This is a genomic window from Tolypothrix sp. PCC 7712 (assembly GCF_025860405.1).
Taxonomy (GTDB): domain Bacteria; phylum Cyanobacteriota; class Cyanobacteriia; order Cyanobacteriales; family Nostocaceae; genus Aulosira; species Aulosira diplosiphon.
Window position 1 is genome coordinate 7,251,047 of sequence record NZ_CP063785.1, and the last position, 16,355, is coordinate 7,267,401.

At 38.9% G+C, this 16,355-nt stretch carries 10 protein-coding genes; 8 read left to right on the forward strand and 2 right to left on the reverse strand.

Annotated elements, in window-relative coordinates; translation table 11 throughout:
• The first annotated feature begins 171 nt into the window (after window positions 1-171).
• From HGR01_RS29560 to nifN, 5 genes are all read left to right on the forward strand, one after another.
• Window positions 172-399, forward strand: a complete 228-nt coding sequence (locus HGR01_RS29560; protein WP_045868618.1) for a hypothetical protein — start codon at window positions 172-174, stop codon at window positions 397-399.
• 540 nt (window positions 400-939) lie between these two features.
• Entirely contained in the window at window positions 940-2,160 is a 1,221-nt protein-coding gene (locus HGR01_RS29565) for a substrate-binding domain-containing protein (RefSeq protein ID WP_071989352.1), read from the forward strand.
• A gap of 338 nt (window positions 2,161-2,498) precedes the next feature.
• Window positions 2,499-3,476, forward strand: a complete 978-nt coding sequence (nifH, locus tag HGR01_RS29570; protein WP_045868616.1) for a nitrogenase iron protein — start codon at window positions 2,499-2,501, stop codon at window positions 3,474-3,476.
• 410 nt (window positions 3,477-3,886) lie between these two features.
• Window positions 3,887-5,218, forward strand: a complete 1,332-nt coding sequence (gene nifE / locus HGR01_RS29575) for a nitrogenase iron-molybdenum cofactor biosynthesis protein NifE (RefSeq protein WP_045868615.1) — start codon at window positions 3,887-3,889, stop codon at window positions 5,216-5,218.
• Between the two features lie 136 nt (window positions 5,219-5,354).
• A complete protein-coding gene (gene nifN, locus HGR01_RS29580) occupies window positions 5,355-6,665 on the forward strand; it encodes a nitrogenase iron-molybdenum cofactor biosynthesis protein NifN (protein ID WP_045868614.1) in 1,311 nt (436 codons plus the stop codon).
• Window positions 6,666-7,782: 1,117 nt separating this feature from the next.
• On the opposite strand, the gene nifX is transcribed toward nifN, so the two are convergent.
• Both nifX and nifE (HGR01_RS29590) read right to left on the reverse strand, forming a co-directional pair.
• On the reverse strand, window positions 7,783-8,184 hold the full coding sequence (nifX, locus tag HGR01_RS29585; RefSeq protein WP_045868613.1) for a nitrogen fixation protein NifX: 402 nt from the start codon (window positions 8,182-8,184) through the stop codon (window positions 7,783-7,785).
• A 301-nt stretch (window positions 8,185-8,485) separates the two neighbouring features.
• Window positions 8,486-9,916, reverse strand: coding sequence for a nitrogenase iron-molybdenum cofactor biosynthesis protein NifE (gene nifE, locus HGR01_RS29590; RefSeq protein WP_045868612.1), 1,431 nt, complete (start codon window positions 9,914-9,916; stop codon window positions 8,486-8,488).
• A gap of 1,100 nt (window positions 9,917-11,016) precedes the next feature.
• Between nifE (HGR01_RS29590) and HGR01_RS29595 the strand changes: the two genes are divergently transcribed.
• The 3 genes from HGR01_RS29595 to HGR01_RS29605 all read left to right on the forward strand — a co-directional run bounded on the left by HGR01_RS29595 (window position 11,017) and on the right by HGR01_RS29605 (window position 16,336).
• Window positions 11,017-11,496 (forward strand): TOBE domain-containing protein, encoded by a 480-nt coding sequence (locus HGR01_RS29595; protein WP_045868611.1) that lies wholly within the window; start codon window positions 11,017-11,019, stop codon window positions 11,494-11,496.
• 521 nt (window positions 11,497-12,017) lie between these two features.
• Entirely contained in the window at window positions 12,018-14,060 is a 2,043-nt protein-coding gene (vnfD, locus tag HGR01_RS29600; protein ID WP_045868610.1) for a nitrogenase vanadium-iron protein, alpha chain, read from the forward strand.
• 869 nt (window positions 14,061-14,929) lie between these two features.
• Window positions 14,930-16,336: a cytochrome ubiquinol oxidase subunit I gene (locus tag HGR01_RS29605; RefSeq protein WP_045868609.1), complete on the forward strand. Its 1,407-nt coding sequence runs from the start codon at window positions 14,930-14,932 to the stop codon at window positions 16,334-16,336.
• The last annotated feature ends 19 nt before the right edge of the window (window positions 16,337-16,355 follow it).

The window sequence follows — 16,355 nt, forward strand, 5'->3', positions numbered from 1 at the left end:
ACGTAATTAAGCTTAACTGCGGGAATTGATATTATGTCCGCTAATACCAATTCTCCAAAATATCGCTACACATAGGCAGCAGAGGGGCAGGGAGCAGGGTGAGAATTATCTGTTGCCTGAATTTAGAGAAACGGTATAAATTAGTTGCAATATGTCATAGCAAGTGGAACTGTGAAAATTCTCAAATCTACTGCGAGTTACAATGGCTTAACGCTGAGTAAAGGTGACATCAATCGCTACCGCTTGCAAGCAGATGTGGGGTTTGATGCAGCCAGGGATTTTCCATGTGTGCGTCCTTCAGAGGTGTTTGGTAAGGCTAAACCCGTTTCAGCAGAGCAGTATTATTTCGGTAGTGGGTTGATTAATGCTGAGGCGACTGTGGCAGAAGTAAAGCGGTAATTCGTAATTCGTAATTCGTAATTTGGAATTTTGGCGAGGCGATCACTTTTAGTTGCTACTTTATTTAATATGGCGATCGCAATTTATAAGTGAAGTGCGATCGCTATATCCTGACAGTGTTTGTCAATAGTCACACCATAAGTGCTGCAAACACTGTAGCGATCGCTCCATGTTTGTTGAATGTTGACAGTGAACGGTCAACGACTATAAACAGAAAAATTGATTTTTTGGTAATGTATTATTACTAAAATCGGATAATTGCGCTAATTTTACCAATTAAATTGGTAAAAATCTATAAATTTAATCAGAAAAATTCTTAATCCTCGCCAATTGGAGGTTTGCAGCCATAGCGCAAAAATTTTTTCCTTTAGCCAGTAAATTGGCAAAAGTTTATGATATTTTTAAATAGAGGGAATCAAAAACGCAAAAACGCACAGGCTACTATACACAAAGATATACTCTGAATCAGAGGCCGCGCTTTTGCTTTGGCAAATACAGTTAAATCCGCGACGGCTTTTTATCACTGAAAAAAAGAAGCCAATGAAGCAGGATAACAACCTCCGCAATAACTTGAAGTCAATCAGAACTCGCCTGGGCATGAGCCAGCAGGATTTAGCTAATATTGCGGGAGTTACCCGTCAAACCATTAGTGGTGTAGAGTCGGGACAATATGCTCCTTCAGTGGCAATTACACTGCGCTTGGCTAAAGCCTTGGGATGTCAAGTTGAGGATCTATTCTGGTTAGAGCAGGATTTACCTGAAATTGAAGCAGTTTTGACAAAAGAAGTCCCTTTAGGTCAGCAATTTAGGCTGAGTTTGGCAAGGGTAGGAGGTCAATGGATAGCTTATCCTTTAGTTGGCAGAGATGCTTTTCGCCAAGATATGATTCCGGCTGATGGTGAGACAGTTGCGGTGGACGGGTTCCCCGGCATAAGCAAACTGTCGTTCCCTGAAGGGGTTCCCGCAGGGTACCCGAAGGGTGAAGGCGTGAGTCAAAAAGCGACAGATAAAGTGAGAGTTCGGTTGTTAGATGATAATATCGCCGCACTTCATAACACTGTCGTGATTGCTGGCTGTTCTCCGGTGATTTCATTATGGGCCAGAGCAACCGAACGTTGGCATCCGCAACTGCGAGTCCAATATAACTTCGCAAATAGTATGGCAGCATTGCACAGCTTATGCCGAGGTGAAGCTCACATTGCGGGAATGCATCTATATGATCCGGAAACTGGGGAGTATAACATTCCCTTTGTGCGTGAAGTATTAGCCGGAAGGGAAGCAGTGATGATTACTCTAGGAGTTTGGGAAGAAGGACTATTAGTGCAGTCTGGGAATCCCAAAGGTATCAAATCAGTTACCAACTTAGTAGAAACCCAAGCAACTATTGTTAACCGTGAACTAGGTTCTGGAAGTCGAATGCTGTTAGAGCAAACACTGCAAAAGGAACAAGTACCATTTGATGCTATTCATGGGTTTGAGCAGATTGTGAGAAGCCACCAGGATGTTGCGGAAGCTGTAGCATCAGGAATGGCTGATGCAGGTATCAGTACGGCATCGGTAGCTACTGCATTTGGTCTAGGATTTGTACCCATGCATCAATCACGCTACGATTTAGTAATTCTCAAAGAATATTTAGAAGAAGCACCAGTACAGCAGTTACTCAATACTTTGGGACATAAGTTTGTGCATTCACAACTAGAAGTTCTCGGTGGTTATGACACCAGCAATATTGGCGCAGTTGTCGCAACTATTGGCAATTGATTGCAAAGTTTGGATTGGGTGTTTTAGGATAACCTCTGCGTAATACCAATTTAATAATTTTAGATTTTGGATTGGGAAATTATCCAAATTGCGATCGCATCACAGGTAGTATTTGCATTCGCAACTATATCAAAAATCAGCCATTAGTCAGGTTGCACCATTAATGACTAGTGGTGAAAGCAAACTTGTCACAACTTGAATATGTTGAGGATTTTAACTGCTTTTGCTGTAGAGCGATCGCCTCCAACGACGTTCTATATCAAATCACTGTTGGCCTTCCACAGTGAACACTCATAAACAAATCGACCCAGTAAGTAAACCATTGCAGGTAATCAATCATGTCAGGTGAAAAAATTAGACAAATAGCTTTCTACGGTAAAGGTGGTATTGGTAAATCTACTACCTCTCAAAATACCCTAGCTGCAATGGCAGAAGTGGGTCAACGGATTCTGATTGTGGGTTGTGATCCTAAAGCTGACTCCACCCGTTTGATTCTACATACCAAAGCTCAAACCACCGTACTACATTTGGCTGCTGAAAGAGGCGCAGTAGAAGACCTAGAACTTGATGAAGTCGTACTTCAAGGCTTCCGAGGCATTAAATGCGTAGAATCTGGTGGCCCAGAACCAGGTGTAGGTTGCGCCGGTCGGGGTATTATTACCGCTATTAACTTCTTGGAAGAAAACGGTGCTTACTCCAACGTAGACTTCGTATCCTATGACGTATTAGGTGACGTTGTGTGCGGTGGTTTTGCAATGCCAATTCGGGAAGGTAAAGCACAAGAAATCTACATTGTGACTTCCGGTGAAATGATGGCGATGTACGCTGCTAACAACATCGCTCGTGGTATTTTAAAATATGCTCACTCTGGTGGTGTACGCTTGGGTGGTTTGATTTGTAACAGCCGCAAAACAGACCGGGAAGATGAATTAATTACCACCCTCGCCAACAGACTCAGCACCCAAATGATTCACTTCGTCCCTCGTGACAACATCGTACAACACGCTGAGTTGCGCCGGATGACAGTCAACGAGTACGCACCTGATAGTAATCAAGCGAATGAATACCGGATATTAGCCGACAAGGTTATCAACAATCAAAATATGGCTATTCCTACACCCATCGAAATGGATGAGCTAGAAGCATTGTTGATTGAATTCGGTATTCTCGAAAGCGACGATGAAAAAGAAAAATTAGTTGGTATCAGCAAAGCTCAAGAAGAAACTACCAAAAAGCAAGAGGATGCTCAAGGTGAAGCACTCGAAGCAGTCAAAAAAGGCAACGTAGAAATCGTTTCCGGTAGAGATAAAAAGTAAGCTTTGTATTGACTCTCAAGAAGTAGATTTTATGTAGCCATGAGGTGGGCTAAAATAGCCCATCTTTTCTTCAAATATTGTTCAGGATGTGGAGGTTAAAAGATTATTGATATTTTACTGTATTAGCACCAAGCTGTTAATGTTTGCACAGCTAAAAATTTACGTTATTTGAGGTTTTGTTTTCTCCTTCTCTGTTGGTTGATTATTTACTCCATAAGGGATGGAATATTATTACCATCCCTTATTTTTTAGAATTGTTATTCATATTCAGCTTTGTCGCTGATGCGTTACGATAGCGTAACGCATCCTACCACATGAAATTTAAAAATAAAATATGAGTCCTATATATTTGAAAAAATATTTTTAATTATGCATACTTTGCCATTGAAAATCTACCCTTCAAAAGAGCAATGAAAACTAGTCAAGAAGAAATCAACGACCAGCCTTATAAATCAGAAGCCGAGCAAAATAATCAGTCTTGTTCACAATTATCTCAGCTTGGAGATAATTGCGATTGTGCCTTTGATGGTGCCATGATTACTCTAGTTCCTATTACTGATGCAGCTCATTTAGTCCACGGGCCAAACGGCTGCATAGGTAACTATTGGGGTGGTCGTGATAATCTCTCCTCTGGTTCTCTGATGTACAAAAATTGCTTTACTTCTGATATGGATGAGAGCGATATCATTTTTGGTGGTGCAAAAAAGCTGTACAGAGCAATTTTAGAATTGCAAAGACGTTACAAACCAGCAGCGATATTTGTCTACTCCACTTGCGTTTCTGCTCTCATTGGTGACGATATTAATGGAGCTTGCAGAGAGGCTGCTGAAATAACGGGAACACCAGTTATTCCTATAGATGCGCCTGGATTTGTGGGTCATCGGAATCAAGGTATTCGGTTAGCGAGTGAAGCTTTGTTAGAATATGTAATTGGTACTGCCGAACCTGATAAAACCACGCTTTATGATATCAATTTGATTGGTGAGTATAACATTGGTGGTGATATTTGGAATATATTACCAATGTTAGAAGAATTAGGTATTAGAGTACTATCAAAAATTACAGGTGATGCGCGTTATCAAGAAATATGTTACGCCCATCGTGCCAAGCTGAATGTTGTTAATAGTTCTGCTAAGGCTATGTTAAAAATGGCAAAGCAGATGGAAGAGCGTTTTCATATTCCTTACATCACAGAATCATTTTATGGTATAGACAATCTCAATCGTTGTCTCAGGAATATTGCAGCTAAGTTAGGTGACACAGAATTACAGGTACGCACAGAGAATTTAATTAATTCAGAAACTACGGCTTTAAATAATCAACTTGATTTTTATCTTCCTAGTCTCCAAGGAAAACGGATTTTAATTGATATTACCAATCTCAATAATTGGGCAATTATTTCAGCTATTCAATATCTGGGAATGGAAGTGCTGCTTTCTAGCACAAACAAGATAACTCAAGATAATCAACGCAAAATTCAAGGTTTATTCGGTGAGAATACTAAAATTTTAGGGATAGAGATTAGTCAGTTAATTACTGAATTTAAACCTGATTTATTAATTGCTAGCAATCACTATCAAGCCACAGCTATGAAAACCAAGATTCCTTTTTTAGACATAAATCAGGAACGCAAAAATGCATATACAGGTTATGCAGGAATTATCAGTGTGGCACAAGAATTGTATACAACTCTCTACAGTCCTGTATGGGAGCAGGTGCGTCGTCCTGCGCCTTGGGAGTAATAAAATTTTAGATTTTAGATTTTAGATTTTAGATTTTGGATTCTGGATTGTGAAAGATTGATTGCCTAAAAGCTTGGTCAATCAATCTTTCACAATCATTTTTCATTACTTCCTCTGTTCTCTCAAAGGTTAAATTATGGCGATTATTAGCATCACAAGTACATCAGTTGCAGTTAATCCTCTGAAGCAAAGCCAACCAGTAGGCGCAACCTTAGCTTTTTTAGGCTTGCAAGGTATGATGCCAATGTTACATGGTTCTCCTGGCTGTAGTGCTTTTACCAAGGTCGTTTTAACCAAGCATCTGGGTAAGGTATTTCCTCTATCTAGTACTGCCATGACAGAGGTTTCTACTATTTTAGGTGGTGAGGAAAATATTGAAAAGGCGATCGCAAAATTAGTGCAGATATCTCAACCCAAAATGATTGGTATATGTACCACTGGATTGACGGAAACCAGAGGGGATGACATGGGACGACTGCTCAAAGATATGCGTCAACGTTATTCGGAACTGTCTCAAGTACCGATTTACTTAGTCTCAACACCAGATTTTAAGGGTACATTACAAGATGGCTTTGCTGCAGCTGTAGAAAGTATCGTCAAGGAAATTCCGCAAACGACTGACAGACAAAATTGTTGTCCCAAGCAAATCACTATTTTGGCTAGTTCTGCTTTTACTCCTGGTGACTTGCAAGAAATTAAAGAAATTGTCTCTGCTTTTGGTTTGCAGCCTATCATTGTCCCTGACATATCTGGGTTACTAAATATTCACGCATTAGATGATCGGCATAGTTTGGTAACATCTGGTGGTACTAGCTTGCCACAATTAAGAGCTATTCCTCATTCTGTATTCACAATCGCATTAGGTGAGAGTATGCGCGGTGCAGCGCGAATCTTATCTCAAAAGTTCTGTACACCTTACGAAGTGTTTGACACAGTTTCAGGTTTAGAAGCTGCTGATAAATTCCTCCAAGCATTAGCAGATATCAGCAGTATCCCTGTACCAGCAAAATATCGTTACCAACGCTTACAGCTACAAGATGCAATGCTAGATGCTCACTTTTACTTTGGTGGTAAACGAGTCTCCTTAGCATTGGAACCAGATTTACTTTGGTCAACAGTTTCTTTTTTACAGTCGATGGGAGCGCAAATTCACGCGGCTGTGACTACAGCACGTTCCCCTCTGCTAGAAAAACTTCCAATCACCAGCGTGACTATCGGCGATTTAGAAGACTTTGAGCAACTAGCAGTTGGCTCAGATTTACTCATTAGTAATTCTCATGCAGTTACCATTTCTCAACGCCTAACAATCCCAATCTATCGTCAGGGAATCCCCATTTACGACCGTTTAGGGCATAATCAGTCCACCAAAGTAGGCTACCGAGGCACTATGCAGTATTTATTTGATATTGGTAATCTACTTTATGAGCAAAACAAGGCGAAAGTTTAGCATTTATATATTTTCTAAAGCAAGAATTCTGTCTATTCGCAAGTTATTTGGCAATATCTATGCTATGATTTATATATAGGGAATCAAAAGAGCAAAAGCAAAAAGATTTTCCATAGGGATTAGGTAGAAACCCAAGTAAAAAACTCTGCTTTTGTGTCAGCAAATCCAATTAATTCCGATGTAGCGTTTTGTAACTAAATATTTGGGATGCGCCTGTATAAACCCAAAACAAGATATTATCATCTTCCCTTGGTATGCAAATAGGGAATATTGATAACTCTTCGGATTTGGGAATGGATTCTGAGGCTAGGTTTGCACCCCAAACAGTCATAGAAAAGTTATCAAATCAGTTACAGTTGGAACAACCTTTGTGAATCACGAACAATTTGTTGGCTAACATTCGTCTGGCTCTGGTAAATAAACAAAATCCCCTTTGTGGGTAAACCAATGATTTGATGAACTGATGATCTAAATCTACAATGTTCTGGAGGTATTGTAGCTTTAATAGATTGGTAGCAGTTCTAGCGTTCTGGGGAGACATAGGTCTGCTTGCAGTTCATCAATCATCTTGGTTTTTTTAGATTATTATTTACTCACAATGCTAACGATTGTCTATTCATCAATTGCATTATTTCTAGCTTTAATCTGTTTAAGCATCACAGCTAAAATAACTAATCATTTTTTGCAAATAATAGCTATATTATTTGCAATGTTTTGGTTTTGTTCCAGCCTATTCTTTTCTTTAGTACCGATGGAGATTATACTGGCGATCGCTCTTTTTTACCTCACACCCAAGTTGCATTTTTGGTATTGCATCAAGTAGCTCTTTTAGTCATAAATCATCCGTTGCAATTTAGACCCCCGACTTCTTGAAGAAGTCGGGGTTCTGAACCATATAAATAACAAAATATCAATAATTTAAATTATTTATTTTTGAAATATATGCATATATTTATGATTATGTATGATGCATTAGCGCCAGCGTAACGCATCTCTTCTCTTCTGAAATTACAACATCTTTCCCAAAAATGTTGATGTGTTACGGCTTACGCCTAACACATCCTACATCATCTTTTCAGTTTTGACAGTCAACAGTTAACAGTCAACAGTCAACAAACTATTCTTCATCATGAGAATATGCGAAGTCATTTTCTTCCTGTAGCAAAGCTTTACGCAAAAGAGGCGGTGCATCCCCATTACAACTTTTAACTAACATATGCAAAATATCAGGAACTCTATCATATTCTTGCGCTCTTACAAGAGTTACACCTTGCTTAGTTAATTTGTTGCCGACTGGCGTACCAATAGCTTTCACATATACAATTTTGCAATCAATAATTGCTTCCATTTTGGGTGTAATCTTATCCTCATGCTCGGCTGCTTCTAGGTCACCCTCAAAAGTTAAAGTCTCAACAAAATTAAACCCATCTTTAGATACTTCATACACATCAATTTCTTTCGCCACTCCAAAATGAGTGTCAATATGTGTTCCGTCACTTGTCGTAAAAGCTACTTTCATTTATGGCTCTCCTTCAGGAAAAGTAATTGTTGTTTTTACACGAAAACGATGTAGATCCCCACAAGTTGGCTTGACCAGGCAAGGATTAAGATAGGAATTAGTACAAGCCGATAGGTGTAAAGCACGGGTTGTTTCTGATTCATACAAAATCCTCTGATATTCTGGTTAATTTCATAATTGATAGTTTTTAGTTCATCAGCTATCTCGCATACAACTGCTACATTTTTCTTGTTAACAGTTAACAGTTAACAGTTCACAGTTAACTATTAACTATTAACAAACCTCATATATCTTTGTGCAATCAATTAAGAGTAATATCCTCAGCTAAATCGCCAATTTTCTGTTCCCAAGGAGCAGGATTTCTTATTTGTTGCCACACAGGACTATACAAAGCTTTATATAATTCTCTTGCCATTTCTACCATGCCATCGTAACCAGCATAGGCATGATGACGTTCATGGTTAATATCTAAGAAAGGAATACGTGCTTTTAGCGCTGTATATTGATTGCTAGCGCCAGCCACTAACATATCAGCTTTTGTATCTTGTAGAACTTGTAATAATGCTTTAGGACTACCTTTAGACAGAACAAGACCATCTTGTCCAAGTAGCTGCTTAATTTTTATTTTTTCATCTTCTGTACTTTTGCGATCGCTCGTAGCAACAACTTCCATTCCTAAATCTTTTGCTGCTAAAATAATCGACCAACTTTTGACACCACCACTATAAAGAACAATACGCTTTCCTTCTAACCGCGAACGGTAAGGAGCTAAAGCAATATCTAAGGCTGCGGTTTTTTTAGTAATCAAGCGTTCTGTGCGCTCTAGAAGATAGCGTGTAGCTGAACTATCGCCAAGCAATTTACCTAATGCTTCGGCAATATTCCGCAAGCAACGGCTCATATTTTCTACACCGTAGAAAGATTCTTCTATATAAGGAATGCCGTACAATTCCTGCATTTTTTGTGCTATTTTGAGCGAAACATTAGAGCAAATCACTACATTTAACTTGGCACGATGAGCATGGCAAATTTCTTCATAGCGAGCATCACCTGTAATTTTAGATAAAACACGAATACCCAAACTCTTGAATAGTGGTAAAACATTCCATATTTCACCAGCAACATTGTAATCACCAATAATATTGATATCAAATGGAGTAGTGAATTCTGGTGATGCAGTACCAACTACGTACTTTAATAAAGCGTCACCACCAATACGATTACCCAAATTCTTACTACCAATAAATCCAGGCGCATTTATATGAATAACAGGAATATCAGTTTCATCTTCAGCAGCTTTACAAATACTATCTATATCATCACCAATTAAAGCAGTCACACAAGTAGCATAAACAAATATAGCTGCCGGATGATAACGTTTAGCAATTTCTAGAATACTTTGATAAAGCTTCTTTTCTCCACCAAAAACAATATCTTGTTCACTCAAATCTGTACTAAAGCCGATTTGATAAAGTTTAGAGCCAGAAGAGAGACTACCACGACTTCCCCAAGGGTTACGAGTACAAGAAACAGGGCCATGTACTAAATGAGCAACATCAGTAATTGGGCCTAGAGCAACCATTGCGCCTTCAAAAGGACAATTACCTTGAGCCGCTCCTGGTTGTGGTGGTTTTTTACAAGTAGGTTTTTTGTTGTTATTAGATGTAACTTGTTTATGTTCGCAAGTTGTATTGTTGAGTAAGTTATTGATTTCTTCTTGAGAGTTTTTCATGTCTTTCCTTATATCAGTTCGGATAGAGTGAAAAAATTAATCAGTAAAATACTTGAGTTAGCTGTCGCGCCATCTTTTTAAGATTTCTGATTGCAGCCTGGTTAAGAAAGATAGAGGAGTGAGCAACTAACAGGATTAACCATAATCAACCTACGATGACGGTGTTATAGATAATATTGACTGCACATCCTCTATCTGTAATCCAACTCGCGGGAAAAGAAACTTTTCCCTGGTCGATGCACCATGTATGAAAACTTTATATTTGGTGAAAAAGCGTCAAGCTAATTCGCTTCATTGTGGTAACCAAAAATTTTCTGACTTACAGATAGCAACTATTAGTAATGTCAGTTGCATTCAAATGTCATGAATTTGCCAGATTACATAATAATTGAAATCTATATCAAGGCTTAACTCTTGATCGGGACATACAATCAATCCATGAAACTTCAAGCCTCAAGTCTATTTTTTACCTTTGACTTTTGACTTCTGGGTACGCGATTAATCATGCCTCTGTGATTTTTGTTTCTAAGCAAGTATGCACAACAGGAAGTTTTTCATGTAGAAGCACTGTTAATACATTTGCTATTCTTATTCCCTCTACTGCAAGAATAGCATACATCTTGCCAAAGTACTTGCCGATTTTTATTTTTATTCCCAAATTATCAGGGTTTCTCGACAAACAGCAATAGCAATTGAATTATGAGGCAAGTTTATATAACATTATGCTAAAATAATTGCGTACAATATATGTTTTGTGTAGATGATCCCTCGTACAGACGCGCTGTGGCGCGTCTATACCTTATCTGGTCTGATGTTAGCACCACAAACTGTCACCTTGTGTCCAACGCTCAACAATGTGACTACAGTTACCACAGGATTTACAACTGGGAAACTAGCGGTCAATTTTCATCAGTGTTCCACCAGACTATGCTTGCTCAGATTCCAGTTGCACTATCTCACCCCATCTGAGTAGGGGCTGGTTGATGCATATCATTATTGTGCAATGAGGATCATTTGTGAAACTTTCTCTATCTGTGCAAATGGTCTGTGTCAATTTTTACTAGGTTACCAACATCAACAAGTAGTTTGCTAACAGTAATATGCCAAGAAAAGAGCAGGGCTGGATTACATTTCAAGCATCAGATGAAGAGCGAAAACTGCTCGATAAATTATCTAAAAAGTTGCGCCGTACTAAAACAGAAATCCTGCGAGAAATGTTACGTGGGCTTGAGCAAAGTTATACGCGATCGCCAAAATCAACAGCAACTCCAAAGCCACAACAAAAAGAGCCGAATAGTCAGTTTATAGAAATTACTAATTCTCAAAAGCATCTCAAAATTAACTCACATAATATACTTCAAGGCATCATCACAGAAGTGTTGCGTACAGAAATAACTAGTCAAATCACTATCAAAGTGATTCAAGAAGTAGAGTTAACTTCAATTATTACCACTGCCTCAGTAGATGAATTAGATTTATCCGAAGGTACAGAAGCTTACGTAGTGATCAACTCTAATAATATAGTGATAGCAAGGGAAGAATCTTCTGTACTGAATGCAGACCGTTGCAACAAGGTATAAGATGTAATTATTTTTTTTAGTTTATCTAAGTAATTTAATTGTAGCTTATTCAATGATTTACTTGATTTTTAGGTTACACAAAATTAAAATTTTTAATTGATTTATTGCGGTAATCAAACATTATATTGTCAGCTAATATTTCTAACAATCAAGTTGATTTCGCCTTGTTTATTTAATTATTACTATCACAAAACATTTAATTGATTTTGAAATATACAGAACTGTCTATCTATTTTCATTCATAGAATAACTTTAAGAATACTTCAAATTTCGTGATTAAAATTACTATTATTAACTAACAAGATTACTATTATTTAAAAAGAGCAGCGATAGACAAAGATTTCTGGTAAGAGAACGGCAGTAAATAAGCTAATGCGCGTCTAAATTACATAACTACTAATCAGGGCTGTTAACTGTTAACGGTCAACTGTCAACAGCCCTCACGATTGATTGTGTAACTTCAAAGCAGAATACCTTAAATCTCTCTTCTTCTGTGGGTATTGCGTCAGGAGCAATTAGATATGCCATTGAAACTATTGAAATGCGACGAAACAATTCCCGAACGGGAAAAGCACGTTTATATCAAAGAAAAAGGCGAAGACACCACCCAATTCTTACCACTATCAAACATTGAAACCATCCCCGGCTCACTCTCAGAAAGAGGCTGTAGCTATTGCGGTGCGAAACTCGTAATTGGTGGTGTACTCAAAGACACCATTCAAATGATTCACGGCCCCATCGGCTGCGCCTACGACACCTGGCACACCAAACGCTATCCCAGCGACAACGGACACTTTCAACTCAAATATGTCTGGTCATCAGACATGAAAGAGCAACACGTCGTCTTTGGTGGAGAAAAACAACTAGCCAAATCCATCAGAGAAGCCTTCAAAGAATTTCCCGACATCAAACGGATGATTGTCTACACCACCTGCGCCACCGCCTTGATTGGTGATGATATTCGCGCCGTCGTTAAAAGCGCACAGCAAGAACTAGGTGATGTAGACATCTTCTGTGTAGAATGTCCTGGATTTGCTGGTGTGAGCCAATCCAAAGGACACCACGTCCTTAACATCGCTTGGATTAACGAAAAAGTTGGGACATTTGAACCAGAAATCACCTCACCCTACACCATCAACGTCATCGGCGACTACAACATCCAAGGTGACACCTTTGTACTGGAGAAGTACATGGAAAAAATGGGCGTACAAATCATCGCCCACTTTACAGGGAACGGTACTTACGACGCGCTCAGAGGAATGCACAGAGCGCAACTCAACGTTACCAACTGTGCCCGGAGTGCCGGTTATATCGCCAACGAACTCAAGAAAAGATACGGCATCCCCCGGATGGACGTAGACACTTGGGGCTTTGACTATTGCCAAGAAGCATTGCGGAAAATCGGTGCTTTCTTTGGTATTGAAGACAGAGCCGAAGCTGTGATTGCTGAAGAAGTTGCTAAATACCAAGACAGGATGAATTGGTATAAAGAACGGCTCAAAGGCAAAAAAGTCTGTATTTGGACAGGTGGCCCCAGATTGTGGCACTGGACAAAAGCATTGGAAGATGACTTAGGAATGCAAGTCGTATCCATGTCTTCCAAGTTTGGACACCAAGAAGACTTTGAAAAAGTCATTGCCAGAGGTCAAGAAGGCACAATCTATATTGATGATGGTAATGAACTAGAATTCTTTGAAGTTCTAGAGATGATCCGTCCTGATGTAGTGTTGACTGGGCCCCGTGTCGGTGCGTTAGTCAAGAAATTGCACTTACCATACATCAATGGTCATGGTTACCACAATGGGCCATACATGGGATTTGAAGGTGCAGTGAATATGGCGCGTGACTTATACAATGCCATTTACTCTCCTTTGATGAACTTGGCTGGTATTGATATCCGCGATGATGAAACCAAGAAGTTTTTATTCTCTGAGGATGTCAAAGCCGAGGAAAGGCCTGTAGTTGAGAAAACAAGCAATATCTCGACTATAGATCAAGTGGTTGTGGAAACACCTGCTCATCAAAGCCTTTGTGTAGATAGAAATAATCTTGTGGCTAACTCTTCATTTCTCCCTACACATGAAGTCAAAGGCTGGAATTTAGAACTCAGAACTCTTGTTAGTGAAGAAAATAGGAGATTTATGGACAGCGAAGTACAATCAGCAAAATCTGTGGATATGACATTTGACGATGCGGGAGCAAGCGATGAAACTTTAATACTGGAAACTCAGACATCGCCAACTAAACTACAATTATCTCAATGGCAGCTAGTTAGCAGAAAAGTTTGGGGAATTTTAAAACAATTACCTCAATACATAGCTAAATTTTCTTCTCAAAACCAGCCATTAATTCTCGGTATCATCTTGATGATTGCTGTACTAATTACGGTGAAGCTAGTTATAGCTTTATTAAATGCAATCAATGAGATTCCATTACTGCCATTCGTTTTTGAGTTGGTTGGTATTAGTTATGTAGGATGGTTTATCTCTCGATATCTACTCAAAGCTTCTGCTCGTCAAGAATTAGTTAACAGAATTCACTCTCTCCAAAAAGAAATTGTTTAGAGAGCAAATTCATTACCAGGACACCAAGAAAGATGGTGCGTTAGCGATAGCGTAACGCACCCTACTAGCGTGGCAAGGCTAAAATGTTGCAATAATTTTTCTTGTGGGGTGGACATCTTGTCCGCCCTGGACGGGTGAGACACCCATCCCACAAGAGTTTTTTTATGCACTATTTTAGGCGTGTCAGTCCACTACAATTTAAGGTGTACTTGCAGAATTGGTATAAGAGCTAAAAGGCTTGAGATTTATAACTATGATAATTTTGGGATGGAAAAGTTAATATTTAATTTGCGTGAAAATTTACGCAAATTAAATATTAGTTTTTATATGTTTCTCAATATGTACATCAAACCATCTCAAGTTTTAGAGAATATATAATTTAAAGACGGAAAAGCGATAAGCAGAAAATATCCAAAATACATAATTAAATCTACTCAATCTTGTTAAGTACATGGACAAATAGACATAATTATGTAATTTAAACCTTAAATACTTATCGCTTTGATCAGCCAAAATGATTACTATTATTAATATCTAATCATCTGATAGATGTCAAAAGACAAGCTGTCACAGACCTTAAATCTCTGAATATGCTATGATTTGCGATATCAAAATAGCCAGATAAATTAAATATCTTCAGTTTTCTGGTTTTTATATTTTCGATTGAACAAGTGGTAAGTGATACAGAAAATCGAACTGAATATTTCTAGGCTAATATTCAGACCCGATTTTCCAAATAGGAATTTATTTCCCAGATATTGAAGTAACGAGAATAATCATTTCTTATTTAGCTTACTTCTTGCTCGTAAATTCTGGAAATAAAGACACATCAAAAATGCCTTGGATGGCAAAATATTTGAGGACAAACTATGAGTTTTTTTGCAGATACAGTGATGCTTTCACGCATCCAATTTGCTGTTACCAGCATCTTCCATATGTTTTGGCCCATCTTAACAATTGGGATGTCTTGGTATTTGGTGGTGATGGAAGTACTATGGCTAAAAACCAAAGATACTAATTTTTATCACCATGCACGTTTTTGGTCAAAACTATACATTCTTAATTTTGGGCTTGGTGTTGCTTCTGGTGTCGCCATTGAATTTGAATTTGGCGCAAATTGGGCACCATTTTCTTTAGCTGTTGGTGACTTTTTAGGTAGTATTCTAGGCTTTGAAGGCACGATGGCATTTATGCTAGAAGCTGCTTTCCTGGGAATTATGATTTATGGTTGGAATCGTGTTCCACCTCTGATGCACTTGCTAGCAACTATATTGGTCGCCATTGGTGCTACACTCTCATCTTTCTGGATTATTGTTGCTAACTCATGGATGCAAACACCATCTGGTGGGGAAATGGTGGATGGGAAATTTTTGGTTCATAGTTACCTAGAAGCAATTTTCAACCCAGCAGCTTTAAGTAGCTGGGTTCACATGGTATTAGCAATTCTCGAAACCGCCTTGTTTGTCATTGGTGGTATCAGTGCTTGGTATATCCTCAACAAGCGCTATGAAGAGTTTTTTAGCAAATCTTTCAAACTTGCGATCGCATTAGCTATTCTTGTCACTCCTCTACAAATTATTGTTGGTCACTTCAGTGGTGAGGAAGTATACCACAACCAACCTGCAAAATTAGCTGCGATCGAAGCTTTATGGGACACCGTACCTGCTGGTGAATCTGCACCTTGGAATGTTTTGGTTGCACCCAATGTTCAAGACAGTAAGAATAACTGGTCACTTAGTGTACCAGGTGGTTTAGGTATGGTTTTATCCATGAAACCTCAACTTGACGAACCTGTATTGGGTTTAAATGAGTGGAAACCAGAAGATCGTCCCCATGCAGTATCTCTGATATTTTATTCTTTCCGCATGATGGTAGGTATTGGCTTCTTTTTTGTGGGCTTAATGGGAGTCAGCCTCGTGCAATGGTTGCGCGGTAAGCTGACTGTAGAAAATATTACTGCCCAAACTTGGTTAATGCGAGCTTGGATATTTGCTGCACCCTTGGGATATCTCGCTGTGGAATCAGGCTGGATGGTGCGAGAAGTTGGGAGACAACCTTGGATTGTTTACGGCAAAATTCGTACTGCTGAGGCTGTATCTCACGTTCCCGCTAGCAATGTCTTAGTCTCACTGATTGCTTATACCAGTATCTATTTAATGTTACTTGGCTGCGCTTTGTATTTTGGTAGTCGGATTGTTCGCCAAGGGCCAAATTTAGGACTTCCAATCCCCAATCCAGATTTACTCAAGAGCAGTAAAGCAGAAAGTTTGACCTAAAGCTTAAAAAGTAAAAAGT

What these genes read in the sequence shown, in the direction of transcription:
- vnfD (WP_045868610.1), top strand. Translation starts at nt 12,018, where the DNA reads ATGCCATTGAAACTATTGAAATGCGACGAAACAATTCCCGAACGGGAA.
- HGR01_RS29605 (WP_045868609.1), top strand. Translation starts at nt 14,930, where the DNA reads ATGAGTTTTTTTGCAGATACAGTGATGCTTTCACGCATCCAATTTGCT.
- HGR01_RS29565 (WP_071989352.1), top strand. Translation starts at nt 940, where the DNA reads ATGAAGCAGGATAACAACCTCCGCAATAACTTGAAGTCAATCAGAACT.
- HGR01_RS29595 (WP_045868611.1), top strand. Translation starts at nt 11,017, where the DNA reads ATGCCAAGAAAAGAGCAGGGCTGGATTACATTTCAAGCATCAGATGAA.
- nifN (WP_045868614.1), top strand. Translation starts at nt 5,355, where the DNA reads ATGGCGATTATTAGCATCACAAGTACATCAGTTGCAGTTAATCCTCTG.
- nifX (WP_045868613.1), bottom strand. Translation starts at nt 8,184, where the DNA reads ATGAAAGTAGCTTTTACGACAAGTGACGGAACACATATTGACACTCAT.
- nifH (WP_045868616.1), top strand. Translation starts at nt 2,499, where the DNA reads ATGTCAGGTGAAAAAATTAGACAAATAGCTTTCTACGGTAAAGGTGGT.
- nifE (WP_045868612.1), bottom strand. Translation starts at nt 9,916, where the DNA reads ATGAAAAACTCTCAAGAAGAAATCAATAACTTACTCAACAATACAACT.
- nifE (WP_045868615.1), top strand. Translation starts at nt 3,887, where the DNA reads ATGAAAACTAGTCAAGAAGAAATCAACGACCAGCCTTATAAATCAGAA.